General features: G+C 34.2%; 22 protein-coding genes. 17 read left to right on the top strand and 5 right to left on the bottom strand.

Annotated features, from left to right (window positions below; translation table 11 throughout):
- The first annotated feature begins 3 nt into the window (after positions 1 to 3).
- From EAG08_RS01295 to EAG08_RS01240, 13 genes are all read left to right on the top strand, one after another.
- On the top strand, positions 4 to 456 hold the full coding sequence (locus EAG08_RS01295) for a hemerythrin domain-containing protein (RefSeq protein WP_079466023.1): 453 nt from the start codon (positions 4 to 6) through the stop codon (positions 454 to 456).
- Between the two features lie 23 nt (positions 457 to 479).
- The gene (locus tag EAG08_RS01290; RefSeq protein ID WP_079466024.1) at positions 480 to 704 is read left to right on the top strand and encodes a hypothetical protein; all 225 of its coding nucleotides are present in this window, start codon (positions 480 to 482) and stop codon (positions 702 to 704) included.
- 159 nt (positions 705 to 863) lie between these two features.
- Positions 864 to 1,610 carry a molybdate ABC transporter substrate-binding protein gene (gene modA, locus EAG08_RS01285; RefSeq protein ID WP_228418940.1) on the top strand — a complete coding sequence of 249 codons (747 nt, stop codon included), beginning with the start codon at positions 864 to 866 and terminating at the stop codon, positions 1,608 to 1,610.
- The gene (modB, locus tag EAG08_RS01280; RefSeq protein WP_072408826.1) at positions 1,611 to 2,294 is read left to right on the top strand and encodes a molybdate ABC transporter permease subunit; all 684 of its coding nucleotides are present in this window, start codon (positions 1,611 to 1,613) and stop codon (positions 2,292 to 2,294) included.
- The gene (locus tag EAG08_RS01275; protein ID WP_129533887.1) at positions 2,291 to 2,914 is read left to right on the top strand and encodes an ATP-binding cassette domain-containing protein; all 624 of its coding nucleotides are present in this window, start codon (positions 2,291 to 2,293) and stop codon (positions 2,912 to 2,914) included. The genes modB and EAG08_RS01275 overlap by 4 nt, the downstream gene beginning before the upstream one ends.
- 182 nt (positions 2,915 to 3,096) lie before the next feature.
- Complete coding sequence (locus EAG08_RS01270; protein ID WP_072408830.1) at positions 3,097 to 3,711, top strand: HmuY family protein; 615 nt, start codon at positions 3,097 to 3,099, stop codon at positions 3,709 to 3,711.
- Between the two features lie 80 nt (positions 3,712 to 3,791).
- Positions 3,792 to 4,874: a TonB-dependent receptor plug domain-containing protein gene (locus EAG08_RS21655; protein ID WP_228446707.1), complete on the top strand. Its 1,083-nt coding sequence runs from the start codon at positions 3,792 to 3,794 to the stop codon at positions 4,872 to 4,874.
- Positions 4,820 to 5,782 (top strand): TonB-dependent receptor plug domain-containing protein, encoded by a 963-nt coding sequence (locus EAG08_RS21650; protein ID WP_228446706.1) that lies wholly within the window; start codon positions 4,820 to 4,822, stop codon positions 5,780 to 5,782. The genes EAG08_RS21655 and EAG08_RS21650 overlap by 55 nt, the downstream gene beginning before the upstream one ends.
- Positions 5,767 to 10,002 carry a cobaltochelatase subunit CobN gene (locus EAG08_RS01260; protein WP_129533886.1) on the top strand — a complete coding sequence of 1,412 codons (4,236 nt, stop codon included), beginning with the start codon at positions 5,767 to 5,769 and terminating at the stop codon, positions 10,000 to 10,002. Before EAG08_RS21650 ends, EAG08_RS01260 begins: the two co-directional genes overlap by 16 nt.
- 3 nt (positions 10,003 to 10,005) lie before the next feature.
- Positions 10,006 to 10,722, top strand: a complete 717-nt coding sequence (locus EAG08_RS01255; RefSeq protein ID WP_129533885.1) for a hypothetical protein — start codon at positions 10,006 to 10,008, stop codon at positions 10,720 to 10,722.
- Positions 10,723 to 10,879: 157 nt separating this feature from the next.
- Positions 10,880 to 11,473 (top strand): MotA/TolQ/ExbB proton channel family protein, encoded by a 594-nt coding sequence (locus EAG08_RS01250; protein WP_072408836.1) that lies wholly within the window; start codon positions 10,880 to 10,882, stop codon positions 11,471 to 11,473.
- Positions 11,474 to 11,475: 2 nt separating this feature from the next.
- Positions 11,476 to 11,811, top strand: coding sequence for a DUF2149 domain-containing protein (locus EAG08_RS01245; RefSeq protein ID WP_072408838.1), 336 nt, complete (start codon positions 11,476 to 11,478; stop codon positions 11,809 to 11,811).
- Positions 11,812 to 11,844: 33 nt separating this feature from the next.
- The gene (locus tag EAG08_RS01240) at positions 11,845 to 13,053 is read left to right on the top strand and encodes a hypothetical protein (RefSeq protein WP_129533884.1); all 1,209 of its coding nucleotides are present in this window, start codon (positions 11,845 to 11,847) and stop codon (positions 13,051 to 13,053) included.
- Positions 13,054 to 13,068: 15 nt separating this feature from the next.
- Here the strand turns inward: EAG08_RS01240 and EAG08_RS01235 are convergent, their stop codons facing one another.
- Entirely contained in the window at positions 13,069 to 13,509 is a 441-nt protein-coding gene (locus EAG08_RS01235; RefSeq protein WP_079466029.1) for an RrF2 family transcriptional regulator, read from the bottom strand.
- Positions 13,510 to 13,755: 246 nt separating this feature from the next.
- Between EAG08_RS01235 and EAG08_RS01230 the strand changes: the two genes are divergently transcribed.
- The 3 genes from EAG08_RS01230 to EAG08_RS21640 are packed head-to-tail and all read left to right on the top strand — an operon-like array spanning position 13,756 to position 17,160.
- The gene (locus tag EAG08_RS01230) at positions 13,756 to 15,498 is read left to right on the top strand and encodes an ABC transporter ATP-binding protein/permease (RefSeq protein ID WP_072408926.1); all 1,743 of its coding nucleotides are present in this window, start codon (positions 13,756 to 13,758) and stop codon (positions 15,496 to 15,498) included.
- Positions 15,488 to 16,567 (top strand): ABC transporter transmembrane domain-containing protein, encoded by a 1,080-nt coding sequence (locus tag EAG08_RS21645; protein WP_228446705.1) that lies wholly within the window; start codon positions 15,488 to 15,490, stop codon positions 16,565 to 16,567. The genes EAG08_RS01230 and EAG08_RS21645 overlap by 11 nt, the downstream gene beginning before the upstream one ends.
- Entirely contained in the window at positions 16,564 to 17,160 is a 597-nt protein-coding gene (locus tag EAG08_RS21640; protein WP_228446704.1) for an ATP-binding cassette domain-containing protein, read from the top strand. The genes EAG08_RS21645 and EAG08_RS21640 overlap by 4 nt, the downstream gene beginning before the upstream one ends.
- A gap of 68 nt (positions 17,161 to 17,228) precedes the next feature.
- Here the strand turns inward: EAG08_RS21640 and EAG08_RS01220 are convergent, their stop codons facing one another.
- The 4 genes from EAG08_RS01220 to EAG08_RS01205 all read right to left on the bottom strand — a co-directional run bounded on the left by EAG08_RS01220 (position 17,229) and on the right by EAG08_RS01205 (position 21,864).
- Positions 17,229 to 18,437, bottom strand: a complete 1,209-nt coding sequence (locus EAG08_RS01220) for an alginate export family protein (protein WP_129533883.1) — start codon at positions 18,435 to 18,437, stop codon at positions 17,229 to 17,231.
- Positions 18,438 to 18,520: 83 nt separating this feature from the next.
- Complete coding sequence (locus EAG08_RS01215; RefSeq protein ID WP_072408845.1) at positions 18,521 to 18,985, bottom strand: hypothetical protein; 465 nt, start codon at positions 18,983 to 18,985, stop codon at positions 18,521 to 18,523.
- 32 nt (positions 18,986 to 19,017) lie between these two features.
- Positions 19,018 to 20,349, bottom strand: a complete 1,332-nt coding sequence (locus EAG08_RS01210) for an MFS transporter (RefSeq protein WP_079466031.1) — start codon at positions 20,347 to 20,349, stop codon at positions 19,018 to 19,020.
- A gap of 27 nt (positions 20,350 to 20,376) precedes the next feature.
- Positions 20,377 to 21,864, bottom strand: coding sequence for an MFS transporter (locus tag EAG08_RS01205; protein WP_262696780.1), 1,488 nt, complete (start codon positions 21,862 to 21,864; stop codon positions 20,377 to 20,379).
- Positions 21,865 to 22,062: 198 nt separating this feature from the next.
- Between EAG08_RS01205 and EAG08_RS01200 the strand changes: the two genes are divergently transcribed.
- Complete coding sequence (locus EAG08_RS01200; RefSeq protein ID WP_072408849.1) at positions 22,063 to 22,290, top strand: hypothetical protein; 228 nt, start codon at positions 22,063 to 22,065, stop codon at positions 22,288 to 22,290.

Genomic DNA, 22,290 nt, shown 5'->3' with positions numbered 1-22,290 from the left:
AATATGAAAAGAAACGAAAACTTAGTCCCGCTTTCCCGAGATCATCATTTCGGATTGCTTTGCAGCTGGAAAATTCGTCAAGGGATCAAAAAGAATGTTTCTTATGACAGAATAAAAAAATACATCAATTACTATTGGCAGGAAAATCTGAGTCGTCATTTTGAAATCGAAGATCTCGTACTTCCCGAAACTGAAAACAATATTCTTCAGATTCAGATGGAAAAAGAACACATCGAGATCCGTAAGTTGATCAATACTATGAATCAAACTAACGATATCCGTATTTTAGGAGATTTTGCGAATGCTTTAAGCAATCATATTCGTTTCGAAGAGCGGATGTATTTTCCTCATTTAGAAGAACATTTATCTGATGTGAAACTGAATAATATTGGAGCTCAACTTGAGCAAATACATCAAAAAGAAAATGATTTTTATCAAGATGAATTCTGGAAATAAATTATTGAATTTAAATTAAAAACATGAGCATTCATATTCAATCACGATTGGGCGACTATCTTTATTTGGCGATGGGTGACTGTAACGGCCATAAAGTTGTAATAGCAGTTGGTTACACTTATGGTTACGCAGATAAAAAAGCTAAACAATTTGAAGAAGCAAGTCAGGGAACGGTAAAATATATTGATATTTCAGTCGTGAAATCTGGTGATAAAGAAAAATGCAAAACTTTGGAAAAATTGGTTTGATCTTACAAATCCCCACAAAATATTTTTGAATTTTCAATGGATAGCCTTATCTTTGAAAAGGATAAGAAAGTCTTATTTTAAATCTTTCTTTTCGTTTATTTTATGAAAAATTGGATTTATTTAAGACTTTCTTTTTGCTTATTTTTAGCAACAATTTTAATGTTAAATTGTAAAAAAACTGAATCTGATTTTACAAAAAAGTCGACACAAAACTTTACAATTTCAGTTGCAGCAGCAGCTAATCTTCGGGATGTTTTGGAAGAATTGAAACAGATTTATATGAAAGAAAATCCTGATAAAAAAGTCGAAATTACTTTTGGTTCGTCGGGTTTGCTGGTTCAGCAGATTCTAAATGGAGCACCTTTCGATTTGTTTCTGTCAGCCGATTCTTCTTTTCCAGATAAGTTAAAAAGTAAAAATAAAACTTCTGGAAATTCTGAAATTTACACCTTTGGAAAAGTGGCTTTATGGAGTTCAAAAGCCAATGTTTCCAAAGGTTTGAAACTGATTTTAAATCCTGAAATAAAAAAAATCGCCATCGCCAATCCAGATCTTGCACCTTATGGAAAAAATACGGTCGAAGCTTTGAAAAAAATGGGAATTTATTCTCAAATTGAAAACAAAATTGTTTGGGCAGAAAATATCAATCAGTCCGCACAATTTGCTTCAACAGGAAACGCAGATATCGCATTCATCGCACTTTCCAATGCAAAGAACAAAGGAATGATGACACGAGGAAATTTCTACGAATTATCAGCAAGCGAATGTTTACCAATCGCCCAAAGCGGAATTGTTTTGAAAAGTAAAAATCAAACCGAAGCAAAAGATTTTTTTGATTTTATTAAAAGTAAAAAAGCCAGCCAAACTTGGGAAAAGTACGGTTATCAAACAAAAATTTCAAAGTAAATGCTTGATCAGGATTTTATTTACACTTTATTACTCACCGGAAAATTAGCGTTGATAACAACAACGATTCTGATATTCATCGGTGTTCCGATTGCATATTGGCTTACTTATTCAAAGTTTAAATTGAAATTTATCGCCGAAACTTTAATCTGTATGCCAATGGTTTTGCCACCAACAGTGATGGGATATTACTTGTTGGTCGCCTTCAGCCCCGAAAATGCATTCGGAAATGTTTTGCAGGAATTTTTTGATGTTCGCCTCGCATTTTCCTTTAACGGAATTGTGGTTGCGAGCATTATCGCGAATCTTCCGTTTATGATTCAGCCTTTGCAGAACGGCTTTTCTGCATTGAATGATGATTTGCGCCAAATTTCTTACACTATGGGAAAATCTAAAATTACAACTCTATTTAAAGTTCTTATTCCTAATGTCAAAACGTCTGTTATTACAGGAATTGCGCTCACTTTTGCCCATTGCATCGGTGAATTTGGTATTGTCATTATGGTCGGCGGAAATATTCCTAAAGAAACAAGAATCGCTTCTGTCGCGATTTACGACCAGGTTCAGGCGCTGAATTTTGAAGTTGCAAACCGTTATGCATTCATACTTTTCATCGTTTCGTTTTTGATTTTATTGTTGATTTATGGTATCAATCGGAAAATTAATTTTACCACTTTCCGATGATTGAATTGAATATAAAACATCAGATTTTCACTTCTTCCGGAAGCAAATTTCTGGAGGTTAGTGAAGTGATTGAAAAGGGAAGTTTTATTCACATTTCGGGCGATTCCGGAATTGGAAAAACCACTTTTTTCAAGATTTTAGCAGGAATTATTACTCCGAATTTTGGCATTATTAAAGTCAATAATTCCATTTTGTTAGATACCGAAAACCGAATTTTTCTGTCTCCTCAAAAGCGAAATATTTCGATAATGTTCCAGAATTACGCGTTGTTTCCGAATATGACGGTAAAGCAAAATATCGCTTTTGCACAAAAAGAAAAAAACCTAGAAATAATCGATTATTATTTAGAAAAATTTAATCTGAAAATTCTGGAAAATGTTTTTCCTTCAAAGCTTTCTGGCGGACAACAGCAAAGAGTTGCCTTAGCGAGAGCGTTGGCTCAAAATGCCGAAATTATTTTGCTTGACGAACCACTATCAGCTGTTGATGCATCTTTACGACACTCGATGATGGAAGAAATTTTGAAAATTAATCAAGATAAAGATTCGACGATTTTTATGATCAGTCATAACCAAGGCGAATTTCAAAATGTTAGTTTCAAAAATTTGATAATCAGTTAATATAAAGTTTTTATCCTCTAAACTTTATTCATCATTAAATTTTAATAATTCTTTATTTTCTTCATAAAACTGCTTTGAAATTTAAAATAAGACAAAAATGTCTTATTTATGATTCTTATCATATTGCTATTTTTATTAAGTATAAATAAAATTAATTCCTTTGTAAAAATAATTTATACATTATGAAATTAAAATCAATTTTTGCTCTTTTATTAGTGCTTCTAATTTTCACTTCATGTAGCAGTAGCGACGATAGAGAAGAAGATATTGCAACAGCAGGAGAAATCAAAACGCATCAATTTTTAGATGCAAGATCGTACACCAACTGGATTTATTTTTCATTTTCAAAAAATGAAATTGTTACCGTTTCAGATCCTCAAAATGATAATAATTGGGACATCGCTTTCCACAGAGGTGATGTAAAACTGAATGGTGGAAAATCTGGAAAAGGGAGTGGCGAAGCAATCAACACAAACAAAACTGAATGGAACTCCATCATTTCTGCACCAACTTCCGGATACGTGAAAGACGAAATTGGAAAAATCACAACTGCGTTTACAGGAACTGGAATCACGGAGGAAGATCAACCGTTTTCTCAAACTTTAACAACTTGGTTAACAGTCGATACAAGCAGTCCGCCACCAAAATATACGGTTCATAATTTTGTGTATGTTGTGAAATCGGCTTCTGGAAAATTTGTGAAACTACAGATTTACGATAATAAAAGTGCAACAAACACTGCTGGTCACGTAAGTTTCAAATACCAATACAATGCTGAAGGCGGTTCTGCTTTTTAAAATCAACAAATTAATCTCGGGTTATTGAATGAAATGAATTGTTGGATATGTTTCAGCAATTCATTTAAAAAAGAATGGAGATGCTAAAAAAACTGATAATTCTTCCACTGATATTTCTTTCAAATATTCTCTGGTCTCAGACTGAAAATCTTTCCGAAAAACAAGAACAATACAAAGATATTGAGCAAGTTGTAGTAACGGCGACAAGAACCGAAAGAAAACTGAAAGACGTTCCTGTAACCACACAAGTCATCACTTCTGAAGCGATTGAGAAATCGAAAATGGCAAATTTTCGTGATTTTATGGAGCAAGAATTGGCGGGTGTAGAATTTACTAATAATGGTGGTCACGCAAACATCAATATGATGGGATTTGGCGGGAAATATGTTCTTTTTCTGATTGACGGCGAAAGAATGGCAGGGGAAACTTTTGATAATATCGATTACAACAGAATTGATATGAACAACATCGAGCGTGTGGAAATCGTGAAAGGAGCGTCGTCTTCTTTGTATGGCTCCAATGCGATTGGTGGTGTCATCAATATCATTACTAAAAAGCTTAAAAAACCTTTGCAGATCAGTGCTTCGGCTTTATACGGAAGCAATAAAGATCAGAATTACAATTTAACTTTCGGAACAAAACAAAAATGGGGAAGTGCAGGTTTTTCAGCGTTTTATAAAAGCAGAGATCCTTATTTATTGACTGATACAGAAGCGTTGAAACAAGAATACACCCACGGAAATATTGTGGAACAAAAACTGAGCAGTACCTACATTGCTGGATATACAGATTACGGTTTCAGTCCGAATGTTTCCATAAAAATTACGCCAAAAATCCAGACAGAAATCAATACAGGTTTTTACTTTCAGGAGAGAAATACGGGTGGTTTGGATGGCTTTAAAGTTCGGGATCAGTTTCATAATTTCAGAACTGGGATGAAGACAAGTTTTCAGCTTCGCGAGAACAGCAATTTGGTTGTATCAGGAAGTTATGATGAGTATCAGAAATTCGATTTTTATAAATTATTAAATCAAAAGATAAAAACTACGAGAACAAAATCTGGCGAGTTGGTTCCATTTACGATGTTCAACTTTTCGGAAAACATTCTTTGGTTGCCGGTGCAGAAGCTTTTTCTGAAGATTTGCTCACATTTATGTTTGTGAGTGATGGTTCTGGTGCGAAAAGAGATGCTCAGAATTATTCACTTTTCACACAGCAGGAATGGAAATTGGCAGATGCTTTTACCTTGGTTACAGGTGCGAGATACGATTATCATTCACAATTCAAAGGACATCCGACTTTTCGTTTGTCGGGAATGTACAAAGTCAATAAAAATATGACTCTTCGAGGTGGATATTCCGGAGGTTTCCGAGCACCGACGCTGAAAGAATTGTACACCGATTGGTTTCATCCTTATGGTGGCGGTTTTCAGATCATTGGAAACAACAATATGAAAGCGGAGAAAAGCAACAATTTCAATATTTCTTCGGACTTAAATTTCAAAAAACTGAACATCACATTGATGGCTCAATATTCCAAAATTCAGGACAAAATCAATGCAAATTGGGTTTCCAGCGATACCATTCAGTACATAAATGTTGGGAAAACCGATGTTTTCAGCAGTGAAGTTTCTTTGTCTTATCGTTTGAGAAAATCATTGTTGTTGAAAGGTGCCTATACTTATGTTTATGAAAATCCACAAAAAAGATCGATAACAAGACCGCATACAGCGACTGTGAGAGCGGATTATACTTTGGATTTTCTCAAAAAATATGCGCCAACAATTAGTTTCAGTGGAAAATATTTCAGCAGTATGAATACGTTCGGAACTGCGGATATCACAGATGTTGATAACACAACGGGAATCGATACGCACACAGAAGAATACAAAATTTACTACGAGCCATATTCGATCTGGCGATTGCAGTTGTCTGCGCCTTTGCTTTTCAATTTTACAGCAAGCGCAGGAATCAATAATTTATTTGATTATAAAACCAAATTTTCAAGTTTTTACTCCAGCATTTCGCCTGGCAGAACATATTATATAGGATTAAAATGGGATCTCAATTAATTAAAAACAAAAAAAAGGCAATCTACTTTGGTCTTGCCATAGTTTTACTTTTCGCAGGTTGGTTTATTTGGAAATCAACTGCATCTGCAACACGCATTGCTTTGGTCAATTTTCAGCCGTATCAAGCGTCGAATATCGCATTGTCGAATCAGGATAAAATGATAAAATTTAAGGAAGTTTCTTTGGATAATATCGATAAACTCAAGAATTATGATTTTGTTCTCGGTTTCGGAATGGGACTTAAAATCGATGACAAACAACGTGCAAAACTAACTGAGATTTCCAAAGAAGTACCGATGCATTTCACTTCGGTTACGAATCCTGAAAATAATATCAACAGTTTAGATTCGCTTCAACTGAAGAAAGTTTCGTCTTATCTCGAAAGCGGAAATAAAGAAAATTATCAAAATCTGGTTCGCTACATCCGAAAGGATATTGATGGTAAAAAACTATTCGTCACCAATCCTAAAGATGCGATTGCGAGTAAAGAAAATGTCTATTTCCATATTGATGAGAAAGTAGCTTTTAACGATATTAAATCTTATGAAGATTACCTCAAAAAAAATAATTTCTATAAAGAAGGTGCACCAAAAGTAGCTTTGATTTCTGGTATTCACGATCCTTTTAGCGGAAACAAGCAGTATTTGGACAGCATTATTGTCTCATTTCAAAAGTCCGGTTTGAATGTTTATCCTGTTGCTTCTTTCACCGATAGAATCAGATTTTTATCAGAAATAAATCCAAATGCAGTCGTCTATTTTCCACACGGTCGTCTCACAATGGGAAATCCCGACGAAGCTGTCAATTGGCTGAAACAAAGAAATATTCCGTTTTTCACACCACTTTCTATTTTGCAGTTGGAAGAAAAATGGTTGGAAGATCCAATGGGAATGGTCGGTGGATTTATGGGGCAATGTATCGTAATGCCGGAATTGGACGGCGCGATTTATCCTTATGTTCTCATCGCTCAGGAAAAAACCAAAGACGGAATGTTTTTGTTTAAAACGATTCCTGACAGATTGGCGAAATTCACCCAAATCGTAAATAATTTTATTGATTTGAAAAACATAAAAAATCAGGATAAAAAAGTTGCGGTCTATTATTTTAAAGGTGAAGGAAAAAACACGCTGAACGCACAAGGAATGGAAGGTACAGAGTCTCTCTACAACGTTCTGAAGCGATTGAAAGCTGAAGGTTACAACCTGAACGGGCTTCCCGAAACCGAGAAAGAATTTGAAAATATTATTCAAAAACAAGGGAGTATTTTCAGTCCAAAAGCGAAAGGTCATTTCGAGGAATTTGTGAAAAATGGAAAACCGACTTTGATAGAATCTTCGAAATATGATTCTTGGCTGAAATCTTCATTAAGCAAAAAATCCTATGATGATGTCATCAAAAAATATGGTTCTGCACCGGGAGATTTTATGAATGTCAATCAAAACGAAAAATCTTATCTCGCAATTTCTGCGGTTCGTTTTGGTAACATAGCATTGCTTCCACAACCATCTGCAGCGATTGGTGATGATGAATTTAAAATTACTCACGGCGTAAAAGAACCTCCAACTCACGCTTATTTGGGCGCTTATCTTTGGGCTCAGAAAGAGTTTAAAGCAGATGCAATGCTTCATTTCGGGACGCACGGAAGTTTAGAATTTACGCCAGACAAACAAGTTGCTCTTTCCGGAAACGATTGGGGCGATATTTTGGTCGGAACGATTCCTCATTTTTACTATTACACGATTGGAAATATCGGCGAAAGTATGATGGCTAAACGAAGAACTTATGCAACAACGATTTCTTATTTAACGCCAGCTTTTGTAGAAAGCGATATGCGAAATTACTTCCGAAGTTTGCAAGACAAGATTAGATTTTATCATAAAACGGATGCTAAAAATAAACCTGAAATTTCTATCGAGGTTAAGAAAATGGCTGTTAAAATGGGACTTCACAGAAGTTTGAGATTAGACAGTATTCTCACAAAACCTTATTCTGAAATGGAAATCGAAAAGCTGGATAATTTTGCTGAAGAAGTTTCTACGGAAAAAATCAATGGTGAATTTTATGTTGCTGGACAAGCTTATAAATCAGAAAAAATAAATTCTACCGTTTTGGCGATGAGCGCAGATCCAATTGCTTACAGTTTAGCTTCATTGGATAAAATGAATGGAAAAGTAACGGATATTCAACTGAAAAATAAAGCTTTTTTTAATCAAAAATATTTGAATCCTGCGAAAGTTTTAGTGAATCAAATTTTAAATGGAAAACAAGTTTCTCCAGAATTTGTAAGCTCTGTTGCTGGTGTTAAAATGGATGAATTAGAAAAATCCAAATTGCTTTTGAATCCTCCAAAAATGCGACCTGCGTTTTTAGATAAAAAATCAGGAAAAGGAAAACCGAATTTAAGTAAAATGAAAGGTCAAAAACCAGACTTTGCAAAATCCGGAAATCAGAAATATTCAGGAAAACCAAATGCTGAAAAACCATCAGGAAAGCCATCTTTTGCAGATTCCAAAAAACCTGAAATTCCAAAAGCGATGAAGGATAAAGCGAGGGCAATTTTGGAAATCGACAGAACTTTGACCAATGTTTTGCGCTACAAAGAAAATCTTCTAAAAAGCCCTGAATTTGAATTGCAGACTTTGCTAAACGCTTTATCCGGCGGTTACATTGCGCCTTCTTCTGGCGGAGACGCAGTTGCAAATCCGAATGCTGTTCCAACTGGGCATAATTTATATTCCGTAAATGCAGAATCTACGCCGTCAGAAATTGCATGGGACAGAGGCGTGACTTTAGCTCAAAAAACACTGGACGAATACAAGAAAAAACATAAAGAATTTCCTAAAAAAATCTGTTATACATTTTGGAGCAGTGAGTTTGTAGAAACGGAAGGTGTTTCCATTGCGCAGGTTTTATACATGTTGGGAACCGAGCCTGTGAGAGATACTTACGGTAGAGTTTCGGATGTGAGATTGATTCCATCAAAACAATTGGGAAGACCAAGAATTGATGTGATTATTCAGACTTCTGGTCAGTTTAGAGATTTGGCGGCTTCACGATTATTCTTAATTTCTAAAGCCATCGAATTAGCAGCGAATGCAAAAGATGAAGGTTTTGAAAATCAAGTTAATAAAGGAACTTTAGATATTGAAAAACAATTGGTAGCCAACGGAGTTCCACCAAAAGATGCGCGGGAAATGTCGAAGCAAAGGATTTTCGGAGGTTTGCAGGGAAGATACGATACAGGAATCAAAGAACTGATTACAGCAGGAGATAAATGGACTTCCCAAAAGGAAATCGCCGACCAATATATTTACAATATGGGCGCAACTTACGGACAGGAAAAAGATTGGGGAAAATACAGCGAAGGAATGTTGAGAGCGGCGCTTAAAAATACGGATGTCATTATTCAGCCTCGTCAAAATAATACTTGGGGCGCAATAAGTTTGGACCACGTTTACGAATTTATGGGCGGAATGAACACGGCAATCAAAGAAGTGACGGGCAAAGATCCTGACGCATATTTGGCAGATTACCGAAACCGAAATAATATGAGAATGCAGGAACTGAAAGAAGCAATTGGTGTGGAAGCCAGAGCAACGATTTTCAACCCGACTTATATTAATGAGGTGATGAAAGGAAAAGCTTCCAGCGCATCGCAAATTACAGAAATCGTGACCAATACTTACGGCTGGAACGCAACCAGACCAGAAGTTATTGACAATGAAATGTGGAACGAAATCTATGATACTTATATGAATGACGTTCATAATCTTGGCGTGAAAGAATTTTTTACGAAAGAAAATCCTGCCACTTTGCAAGAAATGACAGCCGTAATGCTGGAAACTTCCCGAAAAGGAATGTGGAAAGCCAATGCAGAACAATTGAAAGGTCTTGCTTCGCTTCATACGAAACTGGTAAAAGAATTTGGCGCAGAACCTGGAGGTTTTGCTGGAGACAATACAAAATTACAGGATTATATTTCTAAAAACAGCTCTCCTGAAGATGCGAAAATTTATAAAGAACAGATTCGGGAAATGAAAGAAGGCGTGAACGATGGGAAAATTTCTAAAGACGGAAAAGTTCTTAAAAAAGAAGAAAGACAAACTGCAGATCAACAGGAAAAAACTGAACTTAACGGCGTTTTCATCGGAGCTGTGGTTGTGATTTTATTCGGAATTTTGATTTTTGTTTTAAGAAAAAGAAGAAAAAACGAACAATAATCTATGAACATCATCATCGACATATTGATTCTCTTCATCATCATCAACACACTGCTGAAATTGAGTTTTTGGAAATTCTGGCAGATTTTGGTAATGGCGATTTTAGCCGGCGGATTTCTATTTTTTGTCTATCCTTTTGCGATAGAACAGTCGCAGGTGAAAATGAAAGAATATCTTCAAAATACAGAGATTCTCAGCAATATTGCGATTTTGGTAACGCTGGAATCTGCAATTTGCCTCAGTTTTTGTTTTACGGCTTTGCTGGAATATATGAATGGAAAACAAAGCAAATGGAATTCGGTTTTGAAATTTTATCCCGGTTTGTTGATTTTTCCTGTTTTGTTGTACCTCCTGACACAAAGTTTTTTCACTTTTACAGGTTTTGATTTTGAAGTTTTATCGATGCTTTTTGCTGTGATTGTCATTGTTTTGATAATCGGTTTAAGTTTCGGAATTCGCTATTTGGTTCCTGAAAAAGATTTGAGATTGGAGATTCATTTTTTGATGAGTTTGTTTGTTGCAATTCTTGGATTAATCGTCACAACAAGTGGAAAAATGGTTTATGTTGCAGTAGATGAACCTCTGAATTTCCAAAGGTTAGGATTTACTTTTGGGTTGTTTGGATTTTTATTTTTGCAGGATTTTTCATTAATAAAATCTGGTGGAAATTTTTTCGGAAACCATAGTCTGGAACAGAGAATTGCTCGCAGCCCGACTTGAATGGAGCTCTTTTTGTGAGGAGGAATGACGAGCAAAAAAGCGGGAGTGGAAGGCGTAAAAGCTGCCATAAAAAGTAAATATAAAATTGCTTTCGACGTAGTCAAATAGCTGCCCAAATCATAAAAATAATTTAAAAAAATAATAGAATAAAACGAAAATGGAAACAATTTCTAAAGTACTTTTTTGGGTCGCCAACAGTTTGCTGATTCCCGATATCATCATTTTGCTGATTTTATTTGTACGATCTTTATTGCTTACGGGCAGTTTTTACAACCAGTTTATCACGAAACAGAAAAACGACAAATTGCTGGATTTGTCTATCAAAACATTAAGTTCTGAAACCTCAGAAAATCTGAGAAACAATTTGCCGAAAAAAGATAATTCTTTGTATATTAAATATTTAAGAGATTTGCTCACGCATCGTCCGGATGTTACTTATTCTGATTTTTTGATTTCAAATTTTGAAGGTGAAGCGGAAAAAGACATTGCGGTTTCCAAACTTTTGGCAAAATTAGGACCTGTTTTGGGTTTGATTGGAACTTTGATAGCGATGAGTCCCGCTTTGGTTGGTTTGTCTTCGGGCGATATTTCTGGTATGGCGTACAATATGCAAGTGGTTTTTGCGACCACGGTTGTCGGTTTGGTGGTGAGTGCAGTCGGTTTGGTGACTTTGCAATTCAAGCAAAGATGGTATGCCAAAGAAACCAATAATTTGGATTATGTTGCCCAAGTTTTAACCCAAGATTTGTAGAAATGAGAAGAAAAAGACGCATGTCTAAATTTCGGGTAGAAGAGGATGTTGATCCGTTGAGTGTGATTGTAAATCTTTTTGATGTTGCGATGGTTTTCTCTGTGGCTCTGATGGTTGCAATGGTGATGAATATGAATATGTCGGAAGTTTTCACAAAAGAAGATTTCACCGTTGTGAAAAATCCGGGTAAAGATAATATGGAAATCATCACCAAAGAAGGCGGAAAAATTAATAAATATACACCATCTGAAGACAAAAAATCGTCTGACAAAAAAGGCAAGAAAATCGGAATCGCGTATGAGCTGGAAAATGGTGAAATTATTTATGTTCCGGAGTAATTTTTAACTTTGAGAAATAGTACTGAATAAGAAATGAAAAACTTTAATTTTTGGTTAAAAATCTGCGTTTTCAATTTCTTCGTTGTATCGGCCGTCGGTGTGATGATGCGCTACAATATGGCTTTTTCTTTGTCTGGGTTTAATCATAAATTTATGCAGGAATCGCATTCACATTTTGCATTTTATGGTTGGGTTTCGGCGGGAATTTTTCTTTTTGTGACGAAATATTTAAGTGAAAATTTCAAGAAAATCAATCTTGCGAAATATCAATATTTAATGATTTACAATCAAATTGGTTCCTACGGAATGTTGTTTACATTTCTTTATGGAGGCTATTTTTGGTTGTCGATTGTCTTTGCGTCGATTGCTTTGTTTACTGGGTTTGCATATTTTATTTTTTTGTTAATTGATACAAAATCGAATGAAAATCCTGAAATTATCTGGTTGAAATCAGGCGCTTTTTTTGCCACATTTTCAGCAATCGGGATTTTCGGATTGGCGTATTTTTCTAGCAAGAAAGAAGAGTTTGATGTTCTGTTTCGAGCTTCCACTTACTTTTATTTGCATTATCAATACAACGGATTTTTCCTGTTTTCCTGCATCGGATTATTGTTGATTTCATTAAAAAAAATCGGAATTGAAATCAAGGAAAAACTCAACAAAACCATTTTCTATCTTTTGTTTTTCGGATGTTTTTTCGGTTACGGATTGTCCGTTTTATGGATTGAAATGAACTCAGTTTTATATGGATTTTTTGTCTTGATTTCCGTAATTCAATTCTTCGGCGCAATTCCATTTTTGAATTGGATAAGAAAAACGAATATTTTTAAGCGTCAAAATTTTATACAGAAACTTCTTCTTTGTGTTTTTGGTTTTGCTTTTATTCTAAAATTTATTCTTCAAAGTTTATCGGTAATTCCAAGTTTAGGAATTTTTGCTTTTAGCAATATTAACATTGTTATAGCTTATCTGCATTTGGTTTTATTGATGGGAGTTAGTCTATTTTTGGTTTGGAGAATTTTGCAGAATAGAATGATAAAACTAAATCTCGTATTAAAATTCAGTGTGTTATTAATGGTTTTCGGAATTATTTGCAACGAATTTATCTTAGCTTTATCCGGAATTTTTTCAATATTCTACATTCCTTTTTTAAGCTCAAAATATTGGCTGCTCTTTGCTTCGGTTGTTATAATGATTTCAATCCTAACTTTTATACGATCTTTAAAAATTGAAAATAAATAATTTAATATAAAAAAATTACAGTAATTCAGGAGGTTGACTCATAATTTGAAATACACTTCCCAAATCTTTCAAATCTTTAATTTTATATTGGAACATAATAAGGACCTTTTCTCTTACTGCAACTGCAAGATGATGAATAGGACAAGGGTTTTCACCGCTGCAGTGTTTTAAACCCAAAAGACAAGAAGTGAGAACTTCTTTACCTTCAAAATTCTCGTAGATATCTTGAATGGTAAGATTTTCAAATTGCTCATCTGTTAGATAGAATCCTCCTCCTTTTCCTTTTCCTGAAGAGATCAACTGTTTTTTAGTGAGCTGTTGTAAGATTTTAGAGGTGAAATATGTTGGGGTACCTATTTGCTCAGAAATATCAATGATACCTATCTTTTTTCTTTCTGTAGCAAGAACAATGCAGGCTTTAATAGCGTATTGACAGGTATAAGAAAATATTAGCATTTATAATAATTATTTAAAAATGTTTTTTGAATATTTCTACCCAAAAAAATAGTGATAAAATTACAAAATCTTTAAGTAATCAGCTTACTATTGAAATTGAATTTTGTTATCAGACATATTGATGAAATAAAGCATTATGAAATATGTTGTTGTTTCTGATTCAATATTTGAATGTATGGAAAAAACTTAACTAATATAAAAAATAAGATAAAAAGGTCTTATACTATTAATTTAAAACTTCATTATATGCTTAATTCAGAACTTTTACATTATGTACAGGGAACTAAGAAGAATATTCTGTTGAACGTTCTTTTTCGATGGTTTGCTTTGTTGATGAACATTCTAATTTCTTTTTCAGTTGCACGGCTTTTAAATGATTTGTTTATTGGTCAACCTCCTAATTATTTTTTATATTTTATCTCGGTACTGAGTTTTTGGTTGGTCAAATTTTTATTTGAAAGAAGGGCTGAACTTTACGGACATCAATTATCAGAAAGCGTTAAAATAGACCTACGCCAAAAATTTTTCAAAAAGATTATTTCGATTGGACCTTCTTATAATCAGAAAATTTCTACCTCCAAAATTATGCAGCTTGCCGGGGAGGGTATTGAGCAACTGCAAACGTATTATTCAGGTTTTATGCCTCAGTTGTTTTACAGTATTGCGGCCACTTTAACAATGGTTGTGATCAGCTTTTTTATTAATATTAAAACATCACTTATTCTGTTATTACTATCACCAATTATCCCATTAGTGATAGTGATTGGATTGAGGATAGCAAAAAAAATATTAGGTAAATATTGGAAAAGCTACTTTAGTCTTGGACACATTTTTTTAGATAATATACAAGGCCTCACCATGCTAAAAAGTTATGATTTAGATGCAGAAAAACATTTGCAAATGAATCTTAAAGCCGAAGACTTTCGTAAAAAGACAATGAGTCTGCTGAGATCGCAGCTTAATTCAATTAATATGATGGATATTATTGCATTTGGAGGTCTTGCCGCCGGAATTGTTACAGCTTTGTATCAACTAAAAAATCATCAAATGTCAATGTTTGTTTTACAAGGTGATACACGTCTTCTGGCAGTATTTTTTATTATTCTTCTCTGTTATGATTTCTTTGTACCATTAAGAATTTTGGGCTCATTATTTCATGTTGCAATGAATGGAATCTGGGCTAGCACTTTTATAAAGGATGTTCTTGATGCTCCTGAGAATACTCAGGCAAATCAAACAATAGAGAATTTGGATTATGACATACAACTGAAAGAAGTTAGTTTTTCATATGATAAGAATAAAATCATAAGTCATTTGAATATGGAATTTCCTCACAAAAAAATTACTTCAATTGTGGGGCAATCTGGATGTGGAAAATCAACAATTGCAAATTTACTCATTGCAACAGTTACTGGCTATCAGGGTAAAATAATTATTGGAGGAATTGAGAATAAGTTTCTTACCACGGAAAACCGCATGATGACGATCAATATGCTGACTCATAATCCTTATTTTTTTAAAGGAACTGTCAAAGAAAATTTACATATAGCAAATCCAAATGCAACCAATGAAGAGATAGATTCTTTGTTGAGAGACGTACATCTTTATGATTTTCTCTATGAGCAACAAGGGCTGGAAACATATCTTTCTGAAAATGCCGGCAATTTTTCAGGAGGACAAAAGCAGCGGCTTGCCATTGCAAGAACCCTTCTTCAAGATCCTGAAATTTTAATATTTGATGAAGCAACTTCTAACATCGATGAAGAAAGCGAAGAAATTATCATGAAATTGATTCGTAAAATCTCATGCGAGAAAACCATTATCATTATTTCTCACCGCCTTTCCAATGTAAAACTTTCTGATAATATTTATTATATGTCAGACGGAGAAGTGAAAGAACAGGGCACTCACGAAGAACTTATTAATGCACAGAAAGACTATGCAATTTTATATCAACATCAAAAACATTTAGAAAAGTATGCAAAATAGTAATAAAAGAAAAGATAATATGCTGAATCTTTTTTTAGAACTTCTAAAGTTAGTGAAACCACTTACAGGCTATATGTGTTTGGCGGTAAGCGCTGGTGTTATTGGTTTTTTAATGGCTATTTTCATTCCAATTTTCGGAACATATGCCATGGCAGATATTTTGGGGTTTAAAGTTCCTTTATCATTCAATGTTCTCATCATTTTATGTTTTACGTTTGCCGCTTTGAGAGGATTTCTGCGTTACGGAGAGCAACTATGCAATCATTTTATTGCATTTACCGTACTTGCCCTATTGCGTGATAAAATTTTTTCTGCCTTGCGTCGGCTCGCACCTGCAAAATTAGAAAACAGAGATAAAGGATCACTTATTTCGATGGTTACAGCAGATGTTGAGATTATGGAGGTTTTCTATGCACATACGGTATCACCTATGATAATTGGCGGAATAGTATCTATTGTAATGGTATTGTTCATTGGATCATTTCACTGGATATTTGGTATAATTGCATTATTGACCTATCTATTCGTAGGTGTATTTTTACCTTTATATATTTCAAAAGCGGGAAGGAAAAGCGGCATAAGGCAACGTGAAAGTTTTTCTAAACTCAACGATTATATGTATGAAACTTTAAAAGGAATTAGTGAGATTTTTCAGTTTGGTGTTGAAAAACAAAGAGTTGATACCATTTCTAAAATTGGAACCGACTTAAAGAATAATCAGCGGAAACTGAAAAAATATGGCTTTCAAACAAGTTTATTGAATGGTTTTGCAATGGTTTTTTTTCCTGCTTTTATTCTTATTTTCGGGGGGAAGCTATATCAAACAGGTCAGATAGATTTCCCATCGATGATTATTCCCGTGATTGCGCTTTTATCATCATTTGGTCCTGTTTTAGCGCTTTCGAATGTCGCTAATACTTTACTACTGGTTTCTGCTTCCGGAAAAAGAATCATCGATTTAATTAATGAACAGCCTGAAGTAAATGAAATAACAAACGGTTCTAATATTATTTTTAATAAACTTGAATGTGATAATATCAGTTTTTCTTATCAAAAGAAAATATTTTGAACGGTTTATCTTTAAATTTAGAACAAAATAAAATTCTCTCCATCAATGGTAAAAGTGGTTCCGGAAAATCTACCTTACTGAAACTTATGATGCGTTTTTGGGAAACAGATAGTGGAACAATAAAAATATCAGACGAAAATATAAACCATATTAATACATCATCTTTAAGGATTAATCAATCATACCTTATTCAAAATCCTATTTTGCTAGACGATACCATTGCTGAGAATATTCGTATTGGTAACTATAATGCAGATTTGGAGGATATTAAAAATGCCGCAAAAAAAGCGAGTATAGATGAGTTTATAAATAAGCTCGAAAATGGTTACGATACTAGAGTGGGAGAGTTGGGAGACCGTCTGTCTGCAGGAGAAAAACAAAGAATAAGTTTAGCAAGATTATTCTTGCATGATGCACCGCTTTTACTTTTAGATGAACCTACAAGCAATATAGATAGTCTTAATGAAGGCATTATTTTAAAATCACTTAAAGAGGCTTCAGTAGATAAAACTATAATTTTAGTAACGCATAGAACTTCAACAAAGGGAATTGCTGAAGAGTATTTAAATATGTCAGAGATTCGCAAATCATAAGTCAACAAAAAAAAGAGGCTGCCTCACTTTTGAGACAGCCTTTTTTTATATAAATGTCTTTCTAAATATTATTTCAATCTAAAATTGGGCATAATTTTCAAACCCACCCACGTCCATGTCTGTACATTTTTAAGGTCTGAGACATTCTTAAGGAATTTCATGCTTTCCCCTGAAAACATGAAAGAATGACCCACATTTGCTGTAATCATTTTTCCGACTTTATGGGTGAAAACAAAGTCTAGCTCTGTTCCTAAATAGGTGGATATTTTTTGACCAAAATCAGAATAACCCATTTTTCCATTAGAGGTAAAAGCATGTAAATTAGCTTGTAACAATGAATTTTGACTGAATTTTAAATTTGATTTTAAATAATAATCATTCAGTCCAAAACTGTTAAAATGGCTTGTTCCAAAATAAAAGTAATCCATAAATCCGTTATAAAAATGATTGGTGCCGTATAACGGACTGAAGGATTTATTTTTGCTGGATTCGGTATCGTAATTCTTCCCTGAAAGCCATTCTGTTCCCAAAACAAAGTTGAATTTTGGATGAAGAGTAAAGTCAATATTCCCAGAAAACTGATAAGCATTTTTACTCTGCGCAAGTGTATTTTTTCCGGTTTGATAATATGCTGAACCAAAGAAGCCGATATTTTCCAAGTATTTTTTTGTATTAATTCCTATTGTAAGCATATCGTAATGGGTTCCGGATGGATTCTGTAATATATTATTCATAGCGATCGCAGAGAATTCAAAATTTTTCTTTCCGATATATTGATAATGAATGATCTGCAAAGACTTTGTTATTTCTCCCGCTTCCGAAATAGTATAAATTTCTTTATCGGGAAAATCATTTAGATCATTGTCGTCATTATTATAAGTTACTACAGTTTCTAATTTTGAATTTAGGCTTAATTTATAAATACCCTTTAATGCATCAAAACTTCGTCCCTGCATCATCCAGTCGAGTGTTCCAATAAGTCTTTCATTATCGTAAGAAAGAATTTGGCGACCTAACTTTAATGAGAATTTCTCTGAAACCTGATATTTTGCCCATGCTTCATTTAGAATGAAATTTTGATTTTTGCTTGCGTTTGACGAAGTCTCACCCCAAGTGCGGGTATCTTGCGCAGAGATATAAAGTTCCAAATTTTTATAATAATAATCTATGCCAAAACGTGCCCTGGAAGCAATCGTTGTTTCAGGTGATTTTCCTTTTGGCATTATTGTTCTTGCTCCGTTATCCAGTTCGGCTCTCGTTCGGAAATCTATATTCATTTTTAGGCTATCAACCTGAGCATTGACATTTCCTAAAATAAAAAAATAGAAACAAAGGTTATTGATTTTTGTACCATATCAAATTATTTTTCAACAGAAATTTTATAAGTTTTATGACATGCAACACAATTGTTCAACAGTTGATTGAGTTTCTCTTGAGTTTGCTGACGGTCATAATTTTTTTTTGCTATTTTCGATATCGCATCAAAAAGCTCATGGGTCTGAAATCCCATTTGTTTAAATTCATACGGTAGAGATCTAACCAATCCTTGAGGAACAACATCTACTTTGCAGGTTCCTGATTGCTGACCGACTTTTGTAATTATTTCGGGATTGTTTTTGGCAATTCCTTCGTTGATTTTCTGAACACTTTCCAAAAAGCCACGCATTTCTGTCATCACAAACTCACGGTTTTCTCCAGTCATCTTTATTTCGGATCTTCCGTCTTTTGCTAAAATTACTTTCTCACCCTCGTAAAAGAATTTATAGATCAAACCTATATTTAGGAATATTGAAAGCAAGAGTAGAATAATCGTTATTTTTTTCATTACTTTTTTATTAAACAAATTAGTAGCAGAACTTAGCAAGGTCTTTCACAGCCTTTTCTCGTGTAGAAATACCAATTCACACCAGTAGCCATTACGCATCCGAAAACTAAAAACCAGAAAAATAATCGCGCATCTCCGGAAATTGCTCGGGATTGAGTAATCAAAACATTAAACACGAATGGTCCAAACGCCGCAATTGCTGATGTGAAACCAATTACACCTGCCGCTTTTCTTGGTGATTTGGCAAAGATGGTAGGAAATTGTTTGAAGGTGGCCGCATTTCCAACACCGGTAAAGAAGAAAATGGCTAAAACAATCAGTAAAAATCCTTGAAATTGATCCGGTGAAGTAGGAGTTAAATAGCCACCAAGAATTAATCTTGTAAGTAAGATTATTAAAGAAATTCCTGTAATATGAGTGAGAAGAGCACCTCCAATTTTATCGGCAACTTTTCCGAAAATTATTCTTGATGCTGAGCCAATAAGCGGACCGTAAAAAGCATATTGCAAAGGGTCCAAATTTTTATCTAAGGGAAGATATAGATTTTTTATCATTAACGGAAAAGCTGCTGAAAAGCCTGCAAAAATACCAAACGTCATAATATAGGTCATCGTACAGTACAAAGTATGTCTGTCTTTGAAAATATCTAATTGTTCTTTAAATGAAGCTTTTACAGGAATACTTTTTAGAGAAAACCATGCCCAGATACCGATTATCAATAATGGAATAACATAAATGAATGCAATATTCTCCAGATAAATGGTTTTTCCGGTCTCGGCGATTATTTGTCCACCACCTAAAAATGAAAAGATTGTTAAACTCATAATCAATGGAGAAAGAAGCTGCACCAAACTTACTCCGAAGTTTCCTACGCCAGCTTGGATTCCGAGTGCAGTTCCCGCTGATTTTTTAGGAAAAAAAAGGGATGTTGAAGGCATAAATGAAGAGAAATCTCCACCTCCAATTCCGAGTAGAAATCCGATAATCATAAAATAGGTGAAAGAAGTTTGAGGATTCATCACTGCAAAACCAAGCATTAGTAAGGGAATGATTTTAATTAATGAACTGATGGAAATGATTTTCCTCGTTCCATAAATCGGAATTAAAAAAGTATTTACAATTCTCAGGAGTCCGCCTGCAAGACCGGGCATTGCTGCCATCCAGAAAAGTTGGTCATCGGTAAATTTGAATCCGATATGGGGAAGTTTGATGACGACAACGCTGTAAAGAAACCATGTAGCAAAAGAAAAAGTAAGTGCAGCCGTTGTTATTGTCAGTGTTTTCCAGGCAATTTTTTTTCCTTTCTTGTTCCAAAATTCTTCGTTTGATGGGTCGTAGTCGGTTAACCAATGTGAATTGTTCATATTTTTAATTGTTTATTCTTTTAAAGTTTAGTCTTTGTTGTTGTTCTCATGCTCAATTTTATCTTTGAGATGAGGAGCTTCGTTGTGCATCATTTTTTTAATAATAGTATTCATCCAAAACAGAGAAATAGCGGAAACAATGAAGACGAAAATCCATGAACTCGTCCATAATCCTGAGAAATCGAGCAGATATCCAAATAATATAGGACCTATGAAACCGCCAAGCCCACCTATTAAACCTACCATTCCGCCAACTACTCCCACTTCATTCGGGAAATATTCAGGGATGTGTTTATAAACTGCGGCTTTTCCAATTCCCCACATAATCCCTATGAGAATGACAAGAATTGAGAAAACCCAAATATGTGCTTCAAATTTGATTAAGGTAACACCTTGAGCTAAAAGTTGCTTTTTCTGAACCTGCTCGTTTTGTTTTACTAATACTTCCTGCCACGAAAAAGATTCAGGTAACACCGAGGTCTGTTGTGGAATTTCGGGTTTTGAATTAATTTCAAATTTACCTGTATTAAGGATAATTTTTTCTTTTTCTATTGCTGTAACTATTCCGGCTTTCTTAGCAGTGATGCCTTTTCCCGGCGTTAATATTTCCATTTTTGGAAGCATGAGTAATCCGCTTAATACTAAAGATGAATATAAAACCCAGTACATTACTTTTCTCGCCCCGAATTTATCAGACAAATAGCCACCAAACGCTCTGATAACACCACTTGGCAAACTAAAAGCTGAGGCTAAAAGTCCACCCAAAACCAATGATGTTTTGTAAACGCTCACATAATATGGCATTAACCATTGAGAAAAGGCGACAAACAGACCAAAGACAAGGAAATAATACAGTCCAAATCTCCAAACTCTAACCTTAGAAAGTGGAGCAAGAAGTTCTCGGATAGATTTATTTTGAATAGCTGCTTTTTTATTCTGTACAAAAAATAAAAAAATCAAACCAATGATAACCAAAGTGATTCCGTAGATGATTGGGAGTAATCTCCATCCATTTTCTGAGTTGTTTTCTGAAAAATAATTAAGTAGAGTTGGTGCGAAAAACGTGGTAAGTGCAGCTCCTGCATTACCCATTCCAAAAATTCCTAAAGCACGACCCTGCCATTCTTTAGGATACCAAGCTGATGTAAATGCGATTCCCACTGCAAAGCCAGTTCCCACCATTCCGAAAAGTGCGCTTAGCAGAAAATACATCCAATAGGAATCTACAAAGTAAAGTAGGAAAAGTGGAATGCTGCACAAAAGAAGTAAGATGGAGAAAACAGGTTTTCCGCCATATTTATCTGTAAGAATTCCTAATGGCAATCTCATAATTGAGCCCGTGAGAATTGGTATACCTAAAAGCCAGCCTGTTTCTACTACAGACCAATTAAAAATATTATTATCTACTAAATAGGTAACTAAAACACCATTCAAAGTCCAGCAAGAAAAACAGATGGTAAATGCCAATGTATTTAGAAATAACATTTTGTGGGCGGAAGATAAATTTGTATCCATTTTGTACCAGTTTAAAAGAAAAATTGATTCTGATACAAAGATATTATAAATAAGACATTTTTATCTTATTATACTTTTTTTTTCTATTTTTGTGTCATAAATCATATTGCTCTTGCGATTCAGATAGAGCACTAAATTTTAAATACTCATCGTACCATCCTTTGTAGATTTATATAATAGAATCATATTCAAATCATTATGAAAAGTGTAACAGAAATTGAAATTATTCTCAATGTCAATGACCAAGTAAAAAATGTAAACTCTTCTAGAGCTTTATTAAAAAAGAAGCATAATGAGTTTGACAATGTTTTAAAATTCGGGGCAAAATTAATCAGCTCAATCACAAATAGAAATTGGCAATATCATGTATGTCATTTTTCTTATTTAGAAGGACGTATGACTGCTTTTGGTTCAAAAATTCAATAA

The sequence above is a fragment of the Chryseobacterium sp. 3008163 genome (assembly GCF_003669035.1).
GTDB lineage: Bacteria > Bacteroidota > Bacteroidia > Flavobacteriales > Weeksellaceae > Chryseobacterium.
This window is presented reverse-complemented; position numbering and strand designations above follow the sequence as displayed.